An 18,314-nucleotide genomic window follows, 5' to 3' on the forward strand; every position below is an offset into this window, starting at 1 on the left:
GGGCCGTACGTGCGACCCGACGGGGTTCCCAGGTGCCCGAAGTCCTGATGAATCGTTGGTCGAATGGGTTGGCCAGAGCTTGGCCACTGCCTAACATCGATCACCGCAAGACTTTGTGCACCGCCGCACAATCTCCTCGGGAGGCTTCCTTGCACCGCCGCCGTCGCACCGCGCTCCTCCTCTCCGCCGCGATCGTCGCCGCGGCCCCCCTTCTCACCGCATGCGGAAACGACGCGCACCCCGGCGCGGCAGCCGTCGTCGGTGGACAGCGGATCACCGTCTCCCAGCTGGAGAACAGGGTCAGCGAGGTACGCGAGGCCCAGCGTGCGGTCATCGCGGACGAGGCACAGTACGAGCAGGCCATCACCAAGACCGGCAGCCTCACCCGCGACACCCTGCACGGCATGGTCCTCGACCAGGTGCTGCACCGCGCCGCCCAGGACGCGGGCGTGACCGTCTCCCGCAAGGAGATCCAGGAAATGAGGGCCTCCCTGGAGGAACAGGCCGGCGGCGCCAAGGGACTGGAGACGACCTGGCTCCAGCAGTACGGCGTCCCCCCGGAGCGCCTCGACGAGAACCTCCGCCTCCAGCTGGAGGCCCAGAAACTCGCCGAGAACCTCGGCACGGACACCGGCCAGCCCGCCTTCTGGCAGGCGCTGTCCGAGGCCTCCGACAAACTGAACGTCGACCTCAACCCGCGCTACGGCGCCTGGGACGTCGAGAAGAGCAGCCGCGTCGACGCGAAGACCCCGTGGGTCCGGGAGGTCACGGCGACGGGGACGCGGGAGACGGCGTAACGGAGCGGCGGCAACCGCCCCCTGTGGACAACTCGGGGCACCGTCAGCGGGGTGCGTTACGTTCGGAGAGTGAACGCAACCAGCGCAGAAGCAGAACAGCCCCCCGGCCGCATCATCCTGCTCACCACCAGCCACCGCGTCGCGCCCGGACTGCTGTCCTGGTCCGCGTGGCAGACGCTGCACGGCGCCGACCGGGTGCTGTGCGCGGACGGCGCGCACCCGCAGCTGCCGTATCTGCGGGAGGCAGGCATATCGGTGGACGAGGCATCCCCGACCGCCGAGGAACTGGTCGACATCTGCGCCGGCGGGCGGACGGTGGTGGTCGTCGCCACGGGTGAGGGCGAACCGGCCCTGACGGACGGCCTCGCGCGGCTCGCGGGATCGGGCCGCTTCCACATGCCCGACCTGGAGCTGCTGCCCGCCTCGTACGACCTGCCGGGCGCCCGTCTCCTCGACCTCGTCCAGGTCATGGACCGGATCCGCAGCGAGTGCCCCTGGTCGTCGCAGCAGACCCACAAGGGCCTGGCGAAGTACGCGATCGAGGAGGCGTACGAACTCGTCGAGGCGATCGAGGACGGCGACGCCGATGAACTGCGCGAGGAGCTGGGGGACGTCCTGCTCCAGGTCGTCTTCCACGCCCGCATCGCCGAGGAGGACACCGACTCCCCCTACTCCATCGACGACGTGGCGGCCGGCATCGTCACCAAGCTCATCCACCGCCACCCGCACGTGTTCGGCGACGAGACGGCGACGACCCCCGAAGAGGTCAAGGAGCACTGGCTGCGCACCAAGGCGGCCGAGAAGCGGCGGACGTCGGTGACCGACGGCGTCCCCCTCGGCCAGCCCGGCCTCGCCCTCGCGGCGAAGCTGGCGTCGCGCGCGCGCACGGCAGGACTGGACGTGCCGCTGCCGAAAGCCGAGGGCGTCGGCTACGAGCTGCTGGCGCTCGCGTCCCGCGCCGAGGCCGACGGGGTCGACCCGGAGGCCGCGCTGCGGGCGGCGGCACGGGCTTACCGGGACGCGATCAAGGACGCGGAGGGCTGAGTTCGGTCAGACTGCGGTGAACTGCACGGGGAGATCGCGTAGGCCACGCATGATCAGGCCACCTCGCCAGCGCAGGTCGGTGGGGTCGGCCGCCAGCTGGAGATCGGGCAGGCGGCGCAACAGTGTCTCAAGAGCGGTACGACCTTCGAGGCGGGCCAGGGGTGCGCCGAGGCAGTAGTGGATTCCGTGGCCGTAACCGAGGTGAGGGTTGTCCGAGCGGGAGAGATCGAGTGTGTCGGGCTCGGCGAAACGCGCAGGGTCGCGGTCTGCGGCGGCAAGTACGACCAGCACTGGGTCACCGGTGGCGATGTGCTGGCCTCCGATGGTGAGAGATTCGGTCGCGAAGCGCCAGGTGGCCAGCTCCACGGGGCCGTCGTAGCGGAGTAGCTCTTCGATGCCGGTGTCGAGCAGCTCCTGCTCACCCCGCTTGATCGACTCCTGAAGCCGGGCCCGCTGCTCAGGATTGCGCAGAAGCGCGTACACGCCGTTGCCGATCAAATTGATGGTGGTCTCGAAGCCTGCGAAGAGCAGCACGAAGCACATCGCGGCAGCCTCGTTCTCGGTGAGGTGCTCGCCGTGGTCGGAGGCGCGGATGAGGCCTGAGATCAGGTCGTCGCCCAGGTCGTTGCGCTTACGGTGGATGAGTTCGGCGAGGTAGCCACGGATCTTCTTGACAGAGCGGGCGACGCCACCGCGTGGACCTCCTCCATGCCGGATCATCATCCCCGCCCAGTCGCGCAATTCGTCCTGGTCGTCGTGTGGGACGCCGAGAAGGTCGCAGATGGCGTAGATGGGGAGGGGGAAGGCGAAGTCGTGGATGAGGTCGGTCTCGCCCCGTGGCGCGAACCGGTCGATGAGGCCGTCCGTCAACTCCTGCACGCGAGGCGCGAATTCCGCTACACGGCGGGGGGTGAACGCCTTGGATACAAGACGCCGCAGCCGTGTGTGGTCCGGCGGATCGATGTTGAGCAGGTGAGTCATGAGATTGGCGCTGCGCTCGCCAGGGATACCAGTCTTGCTCTTCCCGGGTGCGTCCTCGGCGTGGTGGTCGGGATTCTTCGACAGCCGCCCGTCCGCGAGAGCTTGGCGCGCGTCTGCATAGCGGGTCACCAGCCATGCCTCGACCCCGCTGGGCAGTTCGGTCCGATGGACGGGGGCGTGCTCACGGAGCCAGGCATAGGCCGGGTAGGGGTCGGCGGCGAACTCCCAGCTGAAGAGTTCGGGGACGGCGTAAGGGGCGTTCACGCGATGACCGTATCGGGAACCGGGCAATGGACGCGTGGGCGTTGAATTTCACCTGTTCCGCAGTGCTATGTCCTGCCAAGCGTTAGATTCCCGATAACGCAAGAGGCCCCAGAGCTGTCCAGAGCTCCGGGGCCTTGCCAGCCGTGAAGGGGCTGACGTGTTCAACGCTATCGGTATGTCCATGCCCGCGGCCAACCGCGGATCGAAGCCCACGCGCGCCGTTCGAGCAGCTTTGATGCTGCGAGTCTCCACGTATGAGCAGGCCCAGGGGTACGGGCTTGATGTCCAGGAGAGCGAAGGGCGTGCCTACATCAGTAACCAGCCTGGATGGACTCTGTCCCCTGAGTTGATCTTCAAGGATGCTGGAGTGTCGGGGGCGATCATCGAGCGTCCCGGCATGTTGCGACTCGAACAGGCGGCCAGGCAAGGTCTCGTCGACGTGATCGTGGTCCACAACTTCGACCGCATCGGTCGTACGGGCCGGGCATTCTGGACCTGGATCTGGGCCATGGAGGACCTCGGCGTCAGCTTCGCGTCAGTCACTCAGGACATCGACACCACCACGTCGTCCGGCCGACAGCAACTGCAGTTCCACGCTCTGATGGCCGAGACCGAGTGGAAGATCATCTGCGAGCGCACGCAGGGCGGCCGTCAGCGCAAGGCCCTTGAAGGCGGCTGGGTCGGTGGCCCGCCGCCGTGGGGGTATGTCATCGAGCAGGTCGGCAAGCGTGGGTCCGCGCTCGCCATCAGCGAGGGCGAAGCGAAGGTCGTCCGCCAAGCCGTGAGTCTCATCGTGGATGAGGAGATGAACGTCTCAGAGGCGGCTCGGGAGTTGAACGCCCTGGGGTATCTCACGCGCGGCGGTCGACTGTGGACTGCTGCCAATCTTCATCGGCGCCTCAGGAGCCCTGCTCTTCTCAGCGGGGAGGTCGTCTTCCGAAACCCCGCAGGCAGCGGGAGGAACCGCACCGCATTGGATCAGGAGGGAGTCCCTCTGTATGGAGACACTGTGGCCATCCGAGTTCCCCGCATCATCACCCAGGAGAGAGCCGACGCTCTTGCGAAGGCAATGCTGGTGAACAGCCACTCCTCGCATGCACCTGCCGGGTACTACCCGCTGACCGGCCGGATCGTCGGCTCCTGCGGACGCCGTTACGTCGGCAACTATCGCAAAACCAACGACACTCGCTACTACCGATGCGGCGGCAGTAACAACGGCAACGGGAAGAAGGCGAGTTGCTCGGACCCTCACCTGACCGCCGACGATATCGAGGCCGCGGTGTGGAGGGAGGTGCTGACGCTGCTGGCCGAGCCGGAGGTGCTTGCGTCACTGTCGGGGTGCAGCCCGCAGGTCCGTCCCGGGGACATCCGCAAGCAGAGGGAGCGCGTTGCCCACTTCGAGAATTCGCTCAAGGAGAAGGAGGAGGCCGCTGCACGTGCCGCAGCCGATCTGGCCCGTGTCCCCGACCTTGACCAGCCAGTGAAGGACGCGGTCATGCGACAGCTAGCAGAGGACGTACGGAGCGCAAGGGAACTGCTCGCCAGGGGCAGGGAGGTGCTCGCGGAACAGGAGGAGGCGGCGCTGCGTGCCGGGGACCTCTCGGGTCTCATGCTGACTGTGAAGGGGAAGCCTCGGGACTTGGCTCTCTCCGAGATGGGGCAGGTGATCGACCGTCTGGACATCACGGTGAAGCCGCTCGGAGAGGTTCGGAAGCGTTCCGGGCTCAAGTGCAGGGTGACCGAATGGCGCGCGCGGACCGGGACCCTGGTTCCCAGCGAAGTGCTGGAGTTGGAGTGGCCGGCGGTCGAGGAGCTGATGGCGACCTATTTCCGGCGTCGTCAGTTTGCGCGCGGCGCCGTGGACATCCGGACTCAAGTGAACGGGGCCCTCCATCGGTTGCGCAGCGGCTGCCTTTGGGACCAGCTTCCCGAGCCGTACGGGCCGTGGGCGCTCGCCAAGGACAGGCAGAACACATGGTTCGCAAAAGGATTTTGGCCGGTCCTCGTGAACCATCTGAACCTCCGTGGCGGAGGCACACCGGTCCAACGTGAGCCGCTTGTCCCGCCGTTTGAGATCACGGGGCGCGTCTCTTCGAAAGCAGCCAAAGGCGACAGACCCTCATGTCTGTGATCTTCACGTGATCTACGCGGCATTAACTTGTGACAAGTGAGGGCCTGCCTATACGTTCACGGATCAGCGCGGCCCCCCAGCCTCACCCGCCGCGCCGGTCCCTGCTGTCTCGCGAAAGGCACCCGCATGCTCTCCGGGAACGGTCGTCACCGTCGCCCCCGTCAGGCCCCGGCCCTGCTCGTCGCGGCCGGAGTGACCGGCTCCGCCATCGCCATCCCCCTCCTCGGTGCGAGCGGCGCGAGCGCGGCCGATGGCAGCACCTGGGACAAGGTCGCGGAGTGCGAGAGCGGCGGCGCCTGGAGCGCCGACAGCGGCAACGGGTTCTTCGGCGGGCTGCAGTTGACCCAGGAGGACTGGGAGCGGTACGGCGGCCTCGACTACGCCCCGAGCGCCGACCAGGCCAGCCGTTCCCAGCAGATAGCCGTCGCCGAGAAGATCCTCGCGGACCAGGGCGCCGGCGCGTGGCCCGCCTGCGGACTGCTCCACGGTCTCGGCGAGGACTCCCGCTCGGCGAACGTCGACACGGGCCTGCCGGGCGAGGCGTCGGCCGAACCGTCCACGTCGCCCGACACTTCCTCCGGCTCCGCCGAATCGTCCGACTCGTCCGGCTCCTCCGACTCACCCGGTTTGTTCGACTCGCCTGAGTCGTCCTCGTCTTCAGAGTCTTCGGAGTCGTCCCCCTCGGCTTCCCCTTCCTCGTCCTCCCCTTCGCCGTCCTCCCCGTCTCCGTCCGACGAGCCGTCGGATGCGGCGGACAACTCGGCCAAGTCAGACACATTCGTCGAATCCAGCCCGAGTGCCTCACAGGATTCCGCCAGCCCCTCCACGGGTTCCACTGAGGGTGACGATACGGACAAGTACGTTCAGAGCGGCGGTTCTTCGTACCTTACGGACACCGGCCCCGGCGCCGGAACCGGCAAGCATCGGGGTGCCAGTGCGGACGAGGAGGGTTACAGCGTCCGCGCCGGGGACACTCTCGCGACCATCGCCGACTCCCTTGAGGTGAGCGGCGGATGGCGTGCGCTCTACGCCGAGAACAAGGGAACCGTCGGTACCGACCCGGACCTCATCATCCCCGGTCAGACCCTCGAAGTCGGTGTCGAAACGGTCGAAAACCAGCGGTAGTTGAGGCACGGTTTCACGCTGAATGTCCGGTTCGGCGAAAGTGTGGGATGAGTCTCAGAAGCCCTGATCGTCTTTGAAATTCCGCGGATCGCGTGTCTACGGTCATCACCGCTCGCCAACACGAGCCCCGGCTGCCACAACGCCGAATCCTGCCAGTGGCCGCACGGGAACAGTCGTCGCTTAACAGCGCCGTAGGCAGGAGCGGGGGACCCAAGGTAAGCGCCGCGCCGGTCAGTTGACCGAGCGGCTTGGGGTGAAGCCGTGCCCCGTACGGGACGAGAGCCTCGTACGAGACATGGCCGGGCAACTCAACCGGCCCGAACCCGACAGCTCACCTCGCAGGCGTCGGTGAGGGGATCAACCATGCTGTTTTCCGGCAAGGGCAAGCACCGCCGTCCGTCCAAGGCCACTCGCGCCATCGCCATCGCCGGTGTCACCGGTGCCGCCGTCGCCGCCCCGCTGATGGCGGCCGGCAACGCCTCCGCCGCCACCGCCTCCGAGTGGGACGCCGTCGCCCAGTGCGAGTCCGGCGGCAACTGGTCCATCAACACCGGCAACGGCTACTACGGCGGTCTGCAGTTCTCCGCCTCCACCTGGGCCGCGTACGGCGGCACGCAGTACGCCTCCACCGCGAACCAGGCCTCCAAGGCCCAGCAGATCGAGATAGCCGAGAAGGTCCTCGCGGGCCAGGGCAAGGGTGCCTGGCCGAACTGCGGCACCGGCCTGTCGAGCGCCTCGTACAACGGCTCCTCGTCGAGCGGTTCCTCGTCGAACCAGAGCAGCGAGAGCAGCACGCGCTCCAGCGAGGAGCAGTCGGCCTCCCGCTCCGCCGAGCGCCCCGCGCCCGAGCAGAGCACCAAGAAGACCGTCACCACCCCGACCGGCAAGAAGGTCGAGAAGGGCGACGGCGAGTACAAGGTCGTCAAGGGCGACACCCTCAGCACCATCGCCGAGGAGCACGACGTCAAGGGCGGCTGGGCGAAGGTGTTCGAGCTCAACAAGGACATCGTCTCGGACGCCGACCTCATCTACCCGGGTCAGCAGCTGCACCTCAAGTGATCTTGCCTCCGCAGGCAGAACACAGTTGAACCACACCTCCCTCACATCCGTGGTCCTCATAGTGAAGGCCTCGTGAGGGCCCCCGTCCCCACGGGCTCCCCGCCCCGGTGCGTCATCCCCCGTACGCACCGGGGCGGGGCTTTTTTCTGCCCCACTTTTTGTTCCGTTCAGAAACAATTTGCTCTCGGTTCTGTCCATCGGGTGGGTGACCCGGTGGCCGATCGCCCGGAGCCGGTTAGGCTCATCCCGCAGAGCCGCTGCGGTCCTGCCAATCCGCGTCACATCACGAAGGAGATGCTCGTGCCGTCCATCGACGTCGTCGTAGCCCGGGAAATCCTGGACTCCCGAGGCAACCCCACGGTCGAGGTCGAGGTCGGCCTCGACGACGGCAGCACGGGTCGTGCCGCCGTTCCGTCCGGTGCGTCCACCGGCGCCTTCGAGGCCATCGAGCTGCGTGACGGCGACCCCAACCGCTACATGGGCAAGGGTGTCGAGAAGGCCGTCCTCGCCGTCATCGAGCAGATCGGCCCGGAGCTGGTCGGCTACGACGCCACCGAGCAGCGCCTGATCGACCAGGCGATGTTCGACCTGGACGCCACCGACAACAAGGGCTCGCTCGGCGCCAACGCCATCCTCGGCGTCTCGCTCGCCGTCGCCCACGCCGCTTCCGAGGCCAGCGACCTCCCGCTCTTCCGCTACCTGGGCGGCCCGAACGCGCACCTGCTGCCGGTGCCGATGATGAACATCCTGAACGGCGGCTCGCACGCCGACTCCAACGTGGACATCCAGGAGTTCATGATCGCCCCGATCGGCGCGGAGACCTTCTCCGAGGCCCTGCGCTGGGGCGCCGAGGTCTACCACACCCTCAAGAAGGTGCTGAAGACCAAGGGCCTGTCCACCGGCCTCGGCGACGAGGGCGGCTTCGCCCCGAACCTGGAGTCCAACCGCGCCGCGCTCGACCTCATCATCGAGGCCATCAAGCAGGCCGGTTACGTCCCCGGCGAGCAGATCGCGCTCGCGCTCGACGTCGCCGCGTCCGAGTTCTACAAGGACGGCGTCTACGAGTTCGAGGGCAAGTCCCGCTCGGCCGCCGAGATGACGGAGTACTACGAGGAGCTCGTCTCCGCGTACCCGCTCGTCTCCATCGAGGACCCGCTGTACGAGGACGACTGGGCCGGCTGGAACGTCATCACCGAGAAGCTGGGCGACAAGGTCCAGATCGTCGGCGACGACCTCTTCGTCACCAACCCGGAGCGCCTGGCCCGCGGTATCGAGGAGGGCTCCGCGAACGCCCTGCTGGTCAAGGTCAACCAGATCGGCTCGCTGACGGAGACCCTGGACGCCGTCGAGATGGCCCAGCGCAACGGCTTCAAGTGCATGATGTCCCACCGCTCCGGCGAGACCGAGGACGTCACCATCGCCGACCTCGCCGTCGCCGTGAACTGCGGTCAGATCAAGACCGGCGCCCCGGCCCGCTCGGACCGCGTCGCCAAGTACAACCAGCTGCTGCGCATCGAGGAGATCCTCGACGACGCGGCGGTGTACGCCGGTCGTAGCGCCTTCCCGCGCTTCAAGGACTGACACAGGCCTTAGAGCAGCGTCGTACGTACGTCCCCGTACTCGGTCCCGTACCGTGTGCGGGGACGTACGCACGTATGAAGGGGAGGCGGGTCATGGCGGTCAAGGACCGGGACCGATTCTCCACCGCGACCAGGATCCGGCTGCTCGGCGAGCAGACGGCGGCCCGTGTCTACCGGTCCCAGACCAAACGCCAGGCCCGCCGCTCCCGGCTGACCGGCCGCGCGGCGCTGCTGGCACTCGTCCTGTGCTCGCTGGTCGTGGCTCTCGCCTATCCGATAAGGCAGTACGTCTCCCAGCGCGCCGAGATCGCCGACCTGCAGCGGCAGAAGCAGCAGGCCCAGCAGCGGGTCGAGCAGCTGCGGGACGTCAAGGCGCGCTGGCAGGACGACGCGTACGCCCAGCAGCAGATCCGGCGGCGGCTGCACTATGTGATGCCGGGGGAGACCGGGTTCATCGTGGTCGACCCGCACGCGGCGAAGCAGTCGCGCGCCGACACCGGGGCGGCGGACCGCCCCTGGTACCTGAACGTCTGGGACGGGGTCGACAAGTCCGACGCCTCCGTCCAGTGAACTGACAGAGAGAATGTCGTACGAGGATGCAAACGCCCCCGCCGTCCACTCCGCGCACCGAGCCCACCGACGCGGACGTCGAGGCCTTCAAGCAGCAGCTCGGGCGTCCGCCGCGCGGGCTGCGTGCCATCGCGCACCGGTGCCCGTGCGGGCAGCCGGACGTCGTGGAGACGGCGCCGCGACTGCCCGACGGGACGCCCTTCCCGACGCTGTACTACCTGACGTGCCCCAAGGCCGCGTCGGCGATCGGCACGCTCGAGGCGAACGGCGTCATGAAGGAGATGACGGCGCGTCTGGAGACCGAGCCGGAGCTGGCCGCGGCGTATCGCTCCGCGCACGAGGACTACATCCGGCGCCGGGACGAGATCGATGAGCTGAAGGGCTTTCCGAGCGCGGGCGGGATGCCGGACCGGGTGAAGTGTCTGCATGTGCTCGTCGCGCACTCGCTGGCCGCGGGGCCCGGTGTCAATCCGCTCGGCGACGAGGCGCTCGCGATGCTGCCGGAGTGGTGGCGCAAGGGGGCGTGTGTGACGGCGCCGAAGGAGGACGAGCAGTGACCCGCGTCGCCGCCATCGACTGCGGTACCAACTCCATCCGGCTTCTCGTGGCCGACGTGGACCCTCAGAGCGGTCAACTCGTCGATCTGGACCGGCGTATGACGATCGTGCGGCTCGGGCAGGGGGTGGACCGGACCGGGCGGCTTGCGCCGGAGGCGTTGGAGCGGACGTTCGCGGCGTGCCGGGAGTACGCGGCGATCATCAAGGAGCACGGGGCGGAGCGGCTGCGGTTCGTGGCCACCTCGGCTTCCCGGGACGCCGAGAACCGGGACGAGTTCGTGCGGGGGGTGCTGGACATTCTCGGGGTGGAGCCCGAGGTGATCTCCGGTGACCTGGAGGCGGAGTTCTCGTTCACGGGGGCGACGAAGGAGCTGGCGGGGAGCGATCACCTCGACAAGCCGTACCTCGTGGTGGACATCGGGGGCGGTTCCACCGAGTTCGTGGTGGGGGAGGAGCATGTGCGTGCCGCGCGTTCCGTGGACGTCGGCTGTGTGCGGATGACGGAGCGGCACCTCGTACGCGACGGCGTCGTGTCCGACCCGCCCGGTGACGAGCAGATCGCCGCGATGCGCGCCGACATCGACGCCGCCCTCGACCTCGCCGAGGAGACGGTTCCGCTGCGCGAGGCGCGCACGCTGGTCGGACTGGCCGGATCGGTCACCACGGTCTCCGCCATCGCGCAGGACCTGCCCGAGTACGACCCCGTTGCCATCCACCACTCCCGGGTCTCGCACGACCGGGTCTGGGAGATCACCGAACGGCTCCTGCACTCCACCCACGCCGAGCGCGCGGCCATCCCCTCCATGCACCCGGGGCGCGTGGACGTGATCGGTGCGGGCGCCCTCGTACTCCTCTCGATCATGGAGCGGATCGGCGCCGAGGAGGTCGTCGTGAGCGAGCACGACATCCTCGACGGCATCGCGTTCAAGGTGGCAGAAGACCCCGGCCCCTCGTAGAGAGGAACCGGGGCCTTCGCCGCAGCCCGTGCGGGCAGTCCGTCAGTTTCCGTCAGTTGCAGAGCAGGACGATGAGGCCGCTGCACCCCCCATCGTCGCCATGGCCGCCACCCTTGGCCGGAGTGGCCTTTACGGCGGCGTGAGTGGCGGGTGCCGCGGCGGCGGACGCGGTCGTCACCGCGCCCATCGCAAGAGCGATACCCAGGACCGCGCTGACAGCGCCTATTCGCGAGATGGCCTTCGTGGCCAGCAGTGAAGTGCTCATGCGGGCACGCTATGCACACTTCTGTCCAATATCGCGCGGAGCGTGGCTGACGGGTGAACGACACGCACCGGTGGCCTAGCTCTCGTTTATTACTCATCGGTAGCCAACGGCTGAGCAGGCCGGATAACGTATGAGCGCATCCGAGGGGGCGTGACACGCCGCTCCGCGACACCCCGCCGGAAAAGTTCGTGAAGTTCTTCACAAGGAATTCTGCCCTGTTGAGCGACGAACAGACTCCGGTTGGTCCTTGCGGGGGGTGGGAGGGTCTGTGGGCGTGCTCAGGAGTGCGTGACGGAGACGTTGCGCGAGGGTGTCGCGGAGGGTGTTTCGAGGGGCTCACGCGGGGCCCGGCGGAACAGAGAGGCAGCTCACGCGGCATTGACAACGGGTCGACCGGTACGGTGGTTCCCCCTCGCCGGCATGACCTGTTTCACGCGGGCCGCGCAGAATAACACACCCCCTGCAGGAGCTTGTGAAGGGGCGCACGAGCCACCCCCCTGGGGCAGGTGGATACTCGATGGCATGAGCACCACGGAGCGTCCCAGGATCCTCGTAGTAGGCGGTGGGTACGTAGGCCTGTACGCAGCTCGGCGCATTCAGAAGAAGATGCGCTACGGCGAGGCGACCGTCACGGTCGTCGACCCCCGGTCGTACATGACCTACCAGCCCTTCCTCCCCGAAACCGCCGCCGGCAACATCTCCCCTCGCCACGTCGTCGTCCCGCTGCGACGCGTGCTGCCCAAGGCGGAGGTCCTCACCGGCCGGGTCACCACCATCGACCAGGACCGCAAGGTCGCCACCGTCGCCCCGCTGGTCGGCGAGGCGTACGAGCTGCCCTTCGACTACCTGGTCGTCGCGCTCGGCGCGGTCTCCCGCACCTTCCCGATCCCCGGCCTCGCCGAGCAGGGCATCGGTATGAAGGGCATCGAGGAGGCCATCGGCCTGCGCAACCACGTGCTGGAGCAGCTCGACAAGGCCGCCTCCACCACCGACGAGGAGATCCGCCGCAAGGCGCTCACCTTCGTCTTCATCGGCGGTGGCTTCGCGGGCGCGGAGACCATCGGCGAGGTCGAGGACATGGCCCGCGACGCGGCCAAGTACTACGCCAACGTCTCGCGCGAGGACATGCGGTTCATCCTCGTCGACGCCGCCGACAAGATCCTTCCCGAGGTCGGCCCCAAGCTCGGCCAGTACGGCAAGGAGCACCTGGAGGCCCGCGGGGTCGAGGTCTACCTCTCCACCTCCATGGACTCCTGCATCGACGGCCACGTGGTGCTGAAGAACGGCCTCGAGGTCGACTCCAGCACCATCGTGTGGACCGCCGGCGTCAAGCCCAACCCGGTCCTGTCCCGCTATGGCCTGCCGCTCGGCCCCCGCGGTCACGTCGACTGCGAGCCGACCCTCCAGGTCGCGGGCACGGACTACATCTGGGCCGCCGGCGACAACGCCCAGGTCCCGGACCTCGTCGGCCGCAAGGCCGGCAACCCCAACGCCTGGTGCCCGCCGAACGCCCAGCACGCGCTGCGCCAGGCCAAGGTGCTCGGCGACAACGTGATCTCCGGTATGCGGGGCTTCCCGCAGAAGGACTACGCCCACGCCAACAAGGGCGCGGTGGCCGGGCTCGGCCTCCACAAGGGCGTCGCGATGATCGTCATGGGCAAGATGAAGATCAAGCTCAAGGGCCGGCTCGCCTGGTACATGCACCGCGGCTACCACGGTCTGGCCATGCCGACCTGGAACCGCAAGGTCCGTGTCTTCGCCGACTGGACCCTCGGCATGTTCCTCAAGCGCGAGGTCGTCTCCCTCGGCGCGATGGAGCACCCGCGCGAGGAGTTCTACGAGGCGGCGAAGCCCGCGCCGGCGCCCGCGGCGGCGAAGTCGAAGAAGACCGAGGAGAAGGCCAAGGCCTCCTGACCTGCTCCGGTCGCTGAACGAGCCGAAGGGCCTCCCGCCATCCGTGGTGCGGGAGGCCCTTCGGCGTTGTAGCTGTCGGCTACAGCTGTTTTGCCCAGTTGTAACGCTCTTGGGGGACTGCGCAGTCCCCCTGTTTTTGTTTACGTGGTGTGGGGACATTCCGGGATCCCCGTCACGGAGGTGTGCGCCATGCCAGACGCCGCACAGCGGCTGAAGAGCCTCGTCGAACAGTTGCTGGGGGTACCGCTCCCGGTGCGCATCCGCGCCTGGGACGGTTCGCAGGCGGGGCCGCCGGGTGCGCCGACCCTCGTCGTACGCAATCGCCGTGCCGTGCGCCGGCTGCTGTGGAAGCCGGGCGAACTGGGCCTCGCCCGCGCCTGGGTCGCCGGTGACCTGGACATCGACGGCGACCTCTACACCGCCCTCGACCTGATGTCCGGGTTCATCTGGGAGCGCGGGGAGGACGACCGGACCCTCGTCCAGGCGCTGCGCGACCCCGAGGTGCGGGCCGCCGTACGCGGACTGGTGAAGCTCGGCGGGCCCGCGCTGCCGCCCGCCCCGCCCCGCGAGGAGGTCCGCCGCGGCCCTGCCCACCTCCACACCAAGCGCAGCGACAGACGCGCCATCAGCCACCACTACGACGTCGGCAACGACTTCTACGAGATCGTCCTCGGCCCGTCCATGGTCTACTCGTGCGCCTACTGGGAGGACGCCGGGACGCTGGAGGACGCCCAGCGCGACAAGCTCGAACTCATCTGCCGAAAGCTCGCCCTGACGCCCGGTCAGCGGCTGCTCGACGTCGGCTGCGGCTGGGGCTCCATGGCCATCCACGCCGCCCGCGAGCACGGCGTGAGCGTCGTCGGCATCACCCTGTCCCACGAGCAGGCCGCGTACGCCCGTAAGCGCGTCGCGGGCGAGGGGCTGACGGACAAGGTGGAGATCCGGGTGCAGGACTACCGGGACGTCGCCGACGGGCCGTACGACGCGATCTCCTCCATCGGCATGGCCGAACACGTCGGCTCCGCCCGCTACCTGGAGTACGCCCGCACCCTGTACGCCCTGCTCAAGCCCGGCGGACGGCTGCTCAACCACCAGATCGCCCGCCGCCCGCAGCGCGACGAATCGACGTACAGCGTGGACGATTTCATCGACTCCTACGTCTTCCCCGACGGCGAACTCGCCCCCGTCGGCGCCACGGTGACCCAGCTGGAGCGTGCGCGGTTCGAGGTGCGGGACGTCGAGGCGATCCGCGAGCACTACGCCCTCACCCTGCGCCGCTGGGTCGCCAATCTGCAGGCCGACTGGGCCCATGCCGTACGGCTCACCAGCCCCGGCCGCGCCCGCGTCTGGCTCCTGTACATGGCGGCCTGCGCGCTCGCCTTCGAGCACAACCGCATCGGCGTCAACCAGGTGCTGGCCGTCCGCACACCCGCGTCGGGTGACTCGGGGATGCCGTTGCGCTCCCGCATCTGGGCCTGAAACGCCAAGGGCCCCGCTCCCTCCCGGGAACGGGGCCCTTGTGCCAGGGGGTGTTCTGACACCCCCAGTACGGCTATTCCGTCTTGATCGCGTTGAGCATGTTCAGCCTCGCGGCGTTGCGGGCCGGCCACAGTGCGGCCAGGACGCCCACCAGTGCGGCCAGCACCAGGAAGATCCCGATCCGGTCCCAGGGCAGGACCAGCGCGTAGCCCGGGATCTCGCTCTTGATGGTCTCGCCGATCGCCCAGCCGAGGAACGAACCGAGACCGATGCCGACCACCGCGCCGAACACCGAGATGACCACGGCCTCGAGCCGGACCATCCGCTTCACCCGGCGCCGGTCGAGACCGATCGCCCGCAGCATGCCGATCTCCTGCTGCCGTTCGAAGACCGACATGGCGAGCGTGTTGACGACGCCCAGCACGGCGATGATCAGGGCCATCGCCAGCAGGCCGTACATGATGTTCAGCATCGTGTTGATGGCGCCGCCGAACTCGTTGCGGATGTCCTGCTTGTCCATGACCGTGATCGCGGGGTTGTCGCCCAGCGCGTCGATGAGGACCTTCTCGTTCGCCGAGGTCTGGCCGCCGTCGACCTTCACGAAGATCTGCGGGATGTACGGCCTCACCTCGTGCGGGTTCACGATCTTGGTGTCGATGAGCACGGGGGAGAGGAACTCGCTGTCCTTGTAGACGGCGCCGACCGTCAGCGTGGCCTTCTCCTGGTCGTCGAAGATGACGTCGACGCGGTCGCCGGTCTTCCAGCCCTTGCCCTTGGCCGTCTTCTCGGCGACCGCGATCTGGCCCTTGGCGAGCGAGTCGATGTCGCCGTTGACGACATCGACGTTCAGGACGTGCTGGATGGCGCCCGGTGTGACCGCCGAAGCGGACACGTAGTCCCCGTCGCCAGCGACCTCGAGGCCGACATCCTGCTGCGGCGAGACCGCCGAGACGCCCTTGGCCTTCTCCAGCGCCGTCAGTGCGGACTGGTCGAGGTCCCCGCCGTTCGCCATCGAGACCATGTAGTCGGCCTTGATGTTGTCCGTGGTCATCTTGTCGATGGCCGTGCCGACCGTGATACCGAGCACCGACAGGCCGGTCACCAGCGTCAGTCCGATCGCCAGCGCGGAGGCGGTGGCTCCGGTGCGGCGCGGATTGCGGACTGCGTTCTGGCCGGCCAGCTTGCCGGACACCCCGAACGGGCCGACCAGCAGCGGACGGACGAGCGCGATCACGGGCCGGGACAGCAGCGGGATCAGGATGATCACACCGACCAGTGCGAAGAACGCGCCCACCGCGATGTACATCCGGCCGTCGCTGCCACCGGTCGAGGCACCCGCCACGATCGCGGCCGCGCCGAGGCCGGTGATGGCCGTACCGATGGAGTTGCGCACCACCAGCGACTTGGTCGTCGCCACCGCGTGGACGCTGCTCATGGCCGCCACCGGCGGGATCTTCGCGGCCCGACGGCCGGGCAGCCAGGCGGCGAACATCGTGATCAGCACACCGACGCCGATCGCGGCGAGCACCGGCGTGGCGGACAGGATCAGCGGGCCGTCCGGAGTCTTCATCTCGAACGCGGCCATTCCGGACCGCAGACCGACCGCGAGACCGACGCCCAGGACGAAGCCGATCACCGAGGCGACCAGGCCGACCACCGCGGCCTCGGCGAGCACCGAGCGGGTGATCTGCTTGCGCGACGCGCCGACGGCGCGCATCAGGGCGATCTCCTTCGTGCGCTGGGCGACCAGCATCGTGAAGGTGTTGGAGATCAGGAAGATCCCGACGAAGAGCGCGATGCCCGCGAAGCCGAGCAGGATCTGCTTGAGCGAGCCCAGCCCCTGCTCGATGTCCTTGGCCTGCTGGTCCGCGAGCGCCTGACCGGTCTGCGCCTCGGCCGTGTCGGGCAGCAGCGGCTTGACCGCGCCCAGGATCTTCGCGTCGTCCGCGCCGGGGGCGGCGGTGACGATGGCGCTCTCGAAGTAGCCCGGCTTGAGGTACTGCTTCTGGGCGACGGCGGTGTCGAACAGGACGAGGCTGCCGCCGGCGTTCACCGCGCCGTCCTCGGTGGTGAACACACCGCTGAGGGTGAACTCCTGTACCGGTCCGTTGGTGGCGACCCGGACCCGGTCGCCGACCTGGTACTCGCCCTTGGCCGCGGACTCCTTGTCCAGGGCGATCTGATCGTCCTTCACCGGGCCGGAGCCGTCGGTGAACGTGTAGGCGGGGTCCTTGCCGTCCTTGCCGGGGGCGAAGTTGGACCCCTTGTTGGACCAGCCGACGCCGATCAGCTTCCCGTCGGGGTCGGCGACCCCGGCGAAGCCTTCGACGCGGCCGGACACGGTGGCGGCGCCGTCCACCGCGGAGATCTTGTCGAGCGTCTTCCGGGAGAGGCCGGGCTCTTCCTTGGCGTCGTCGGTGTTGGCGTACGAGGTGATGGAGACGGCGACGTCGTCGTAGCTCTTCGCCGACTGGTTGCGGAAGGCGTTGGACAGGGTGTCGGCGAAGACCAGGGTGCCGGAGACGAACGCGACGCCGAGCATCACGGCGAGCACGGTCATCAACAGCCGGGCCTTGTGCGCGAATACGTTGCGCAGGGCGGTGCGGAACATCAGCTGGTGCGGCCCTTCGCGTCGAACTGCTTCATGAAGTCGAGCACGTTGTCCGCGGTCGGCCGGTACATCTCGTCGACGATCCGGCCGTCGGCGAGGAAGACCACCCGGTCCGCGTACGCGGCGGCCACCGGGTCGTGCGTGACCATCACGACCGTCTGCCCCAACTCCCGTACGGAGTTGCGCAGAAAGCCCAGCACCTCGGCGCCGGAGCGCGAGTCGAGGTTTCCGGTCGGCTCGTCGCCGAAGATGATCTCGGGCCGGGAGGCGAGCGCGCGGGCGACCGCGACGCGCTGCTGCTGGCCGCCGGAGAGCTGGGCGGGGCGGTGGCTCAGCCGGTCCCTCAGACCCACCATCTCGATCACGTTGTTCAGCCACTGCTTGTCCGGCTTGCGGCCGGCGATGTCCATGGGCAGCGTGATGTTCTCCAGCGCCGTCAGCGTCGGCAGCAGGTTGAACGCCTGGAAGATGAAGCCGATCTTGTCCCGGCGCAGCTTCGTCAGCTGCTTGTCCTTCAGGGAGCCCAGCTCGGTCTCACCGATGCGCACGGAACCGGAGGAGAAGGTGTCGAGGCCGGCCACGCAGTGCATCAGCGTGGACTTGCCGGACCCGGACGGACCCATGATCGCGGTGAACTCGGCCTGACGGAACTCGACGGAGACCCGGTCGAGGGCGACCACCTGGGTCTCGCCCTGTCCGTAGATCTTCGACAGATCCGTGGCGCGCGCGGCCACGGCGGTGGCGCGGCCGGCGATGGATGCGGTGGTCACGAGTAGGCACTCCTGAGGACGACGGTGATGTTCTGGGGACGTCATCCATCGTCCCGGCCGTCCCTCGCCGTGTAGTCACCCGCTGTTCTGGTTCCGGGGGGCGACTTCGGTCGGACCGCGCGCGGTTGTGTCATACCTGGGGATGACCCTCGACCTGTCAAGAACAGGTGGAGCCCCCTCGTTCGGACGGTGAAATTCCGTCATTCCGTAT

Annotated in this window: 15 protein-coding genes and 1 riboswitch; of the genes, 11 read left to right on the forward strand and 4 right to left on the reverse strand. The window is 68.2% G+C overall.

The genetic code is table 11. The features are described from left to right. The first annotated feature begins 149 nt into the window (after window positions 1–149). Both OG828_RS29390 and OG828_RS29395 read left to right on the forward strand, forming a co-directional pair. The gene (locus OG828_RS29390) at window positions 150–797 is read left to right on the forward strand and encodes a SurA N-terminal domain-containing protein (protein WP_328502828.1); all 648 of its coding nucleotides are present in this window, start codon (window positions 150–152) and stop codon (window positions 795–797) included. Window positions 798–866: 69 nt separating this feature from the next. Beyond that, window positions 867–1,841, forward strand: a complete 975-nt coding sequence (locus OG828_RS29395; RefSeq protein ID WP_328502829.1) for a nucleoside triphosphate pyrophosphohydrolase — start codon at window positions 867–869, stop codon at window positions 1,839–1,841. Window positions 1,842–1,847: 6 nt separating this feature from the next. Here the strand turns inward: OG828_RS29395 and OG828_RS29400 are convergent, their stop codons facing one another. Next, complete coding sequence (locus tag OG828_RS29400) at window positions 1,848–3,086, reverse strand: cytochrome P450 family protein (protein ID WP_328440249.1); 1,239 nt, start codon at window positions 3,084–3,086, stop codon at window positions 1,848–1,850. A gap of 157 nt (window positions 3,087–3,243) precedes the next feature. Here OG828_RS29400 and OG828_RS29405 point away from each other — a divergent pair, with 157 nt between their 5' ends. The 7 genes from OG828_RS29405 (at window position 3,244) to OG828_RS29435 (ending at window position 11,064) form a co-directional block, all read left to right on the forward strand. Further along, window positions 3,244–5,217, forward strand: a complete 1,974-nt coding sequence (locus OG828_RS29405) for a recombinase family protein (protein WP_328502830.1) — start codon at window positions 3,244–3,246, stop codon at window positions 5,215–5,217. 126 nt (window positions 5,218–5,343) lie between these two features. Beyond that, window positions 5,344–6,342, forward strand: coding sequence for a LysM peptidoglycan-binding domain-containing protein (locus OG828_RS29410; RefSeq protein WP_328502831.1), 999 nt, complete (start codon window positions 5,344–5,346; stop codon window positions 6,340–6,342). A 177-nt stretch (window positions 6,343–6,519) separates the two neighbouring features. Further along, a riboswitch (cyclic di-AMP (ydaO/yuaA leader) is annotated at window positions 6,520–6,702 on the forward strand. A gap of 3 nt (window positions 6,703–6,705) precedes the next feature. After that, window positions 6,706–7,401 carry a transglycosylase family protein gene (locus OG828_RS29415; RefSeq protein WP_328363232.1) on the forward strand — a complete coding sequence of 232 codons (696 nt, stop codon included), beginning with the start codon at window positions 6,706–6,708 and terminating at the stop codon, window positions 7,399–7,401. Between the two features lie 294 nt (window positions 7,402–7,695). Continuing rightward, window positions 7,696–8,982, forward strand: a complete 1,287-nt coding sequence (eno, locus tag OG828_RS29420; RefSeq protein ID WP_328363233.1) for a phosphopyruvate hydratase — start codon at window positions 7,696–7,698, stop codon at window positions 8,980–8,982. A gap of 92 nt (window positions 8,983–9,074) precedes the next feature. Beyond that, window positions 9,075–9,551: an FtsB family cell division protein gene (locus OG828_RS29425; RefSeq protein WP_328502832.1), complete on the forward strand. Its 477-nt coding sequence runs from the start codon at window positions 9,075–9,077 to the stop codon at window positions 9,549–9,551. A 26-nt stretch (window positions 9,552–9,577) separates the two neighbouring features. After that, window positions 9,578–10,108, forward strand: a complete 531-nt coding sequence (locus OG828_RS29430) for a DUF501 domain-containing protein (RefSeq protein ID WP_328363237.1) — start codon at window positions 9,578–9,580, stop codon at window positions 10,106–10,108. Further along, window positions 10,105–11,064 carry a Ppx/GppA phosphatase family protein gene (locus OG828_RS29435; RefSeq protein ID WP_328502833.1) on the forward strand — a complete coding sequence of 320 codons (960 nt, stop codon included), beginning with the start codon at window positions 10,105–10,107 and terminating at the stop codon, window positions 11,062–11,064. Before OG828_RS29430 ends, OG828_RS29435 begins: the two co-directional genes overlap by 4 nt. A 52-nt stretch (window positions 11,065–11,116) precedes the next feature. On the opposite strand, the gene OG828_RS29440 is transcribed toward OG828_RS29435, so the two are convergent. Further along, entirely contained in the window at window positions 11,117–11,329 is a 213-nt protein-coding gene (locus OG828_RS29440; RefSeq protein WP_328363241.1) for a hypothetical protein, read from the reverse strand. A gap of 522 nt (window positions 11,330–11,851) precedes the next feature. Here OG828_RS29440 and OG828_RS29445 point away from each other — a divergent pair. Together OG828_RS29445 and OG828_RS29450 are read left to right on the forward strand one after the other, a co-directional pair. Then, window positions 11,852–13,243: an NAD(P)/FAD-dependent oxidoreductase gene (locus OG828_RS29445; protein ID WP_328363243.1), complete on the forward strand. Its 1,392-nt coding sequence runs from the start codon at window positions 11,852–11,854 to the stop codon at window positions 13,241–13,243. Window positions 13,244–13,432: 189 nt separating this feature from the next. Further along, window positions 13,433–14,722 (forward strand): cyclopropane-fatty-acyl-phospholipid synthase family protein, encoded by a 1,290-nt coding sequence (locus OG828_RS29450; protein ID WP_328502834.1) that lies wholly within the window; start codon window positions 13,433–13,435, stop codon window positions 14,720–14,722. A gap of 73 nt (window positions 14,723–14,795) precedes the next feature. On the opposite strand, the gene OG828_RS29455 is transcribed toward OG828_RS29450, so the two are convergent. Together OG828_RS29455 and OG828_RS29460 are read right to left on the reverse strand one after the other, a co-directional pair. Beyond that, window positions 14,796–17,333 (reverse strand): ABC transporter permease, encoded by a 2,538-nt coding sequence (locus OG828_RS29455; RefSeq protein WP_328502835.1) that lies wholly within the window; start codon window positions 17,331–17,333, stop codon window positions 14,796–14,798. Continuing rightward, window positions 17,333–18,103, reverse strand: coding sequence for an ABC transporter ATP-binding protein (locus OG828_RS29460; RefSeq protein WP_328363247.1), 771 nt, complete (start codon window positions 18,101–18,103; stop codon window positions 17,333–17,335). Before OG828_RS29460 ends, OG828_RS29455 begins: the two co-directional genes overlap by 1 nt. Between the last annotated feature and the right edge of the window lie 211 nt (window positions 18,104–18,314).

Source organism: Streptomyces sp. NBC_00457 (assembly GCF_036014015.1).
Lineage (GTDB): Bacteria > Actinomycetota > Actinomycetes > Streptomycetales > Streptomycetaceae > Streptomyces.

Excerpts from the sequence above, each read along its gene's own strand:
- eno (WP_328363233.1), top strand. The coding sequence starts at position 7,696 with ATGCTCGTGCCGTCCATCGACGTCGTCGTAGCCCGGGAAATCCTGGAC.
- OG828_RS29425 (WP_328502832.1), top strand. The coding sequence starts at position 9,075 with ATGGCGGTCAAGGACCGGGACCGATTCTCCACCGCGACCAGGATCCGG.
- OG828_RS29440 (WP_328363241.1), bottom strand. The coding sequence starts at position 11,329 with ATGAGCACTTCACTGCTGGCCACGAAGGCCATCTCGCGAATAGGCGCT.
- OG828_RS29415 (WP_328363232.1), top strand. The coding sequence starts at position 6,706 with ATGCTGTTTTCCGGCAAGGGCAAGCACCGCCGTCCGTCCAAGGCCACT.
- OG828_RS29445 (WP_328363243.1), top strand. The coding sequence starts at position 11,852 with ATGAGCACCACGGAGCGTCCCAGGATCCTCGTAGTAGGCGGTGGGTAC.
- OG828_RS29455 (WP_328502835.1), bottom strand. The coding sequence starts at position 17,333 with ATGTTCCGCACCGCCCTGCGCAACGTATTCGCGCACAAGGCCCGGCTG.
- OG828_RS29430 (WP_328363237.1), top strand. The coding sequence starts at position 9,578 with ATGCAAACGCCCCCGCCGTCCACTCCGCGCACCGAGCCCACCGACGCG.
- OG828_RS29410 (WP_328502831.1), top strand. The coding sequence starts at position 5,344 with ATGCTCTCCGGGAACGGTCGTCACCGTCGCCCCCGTCAGGCCCCGGCC.
- OG828_RS29450 (WP_328502834.1), top strand. The coding sequence starts at position 13,433 with ATGCCAGACGCCGCACAGCGGCTGAAGAGCCTCGTCGAACAGTTGCTG.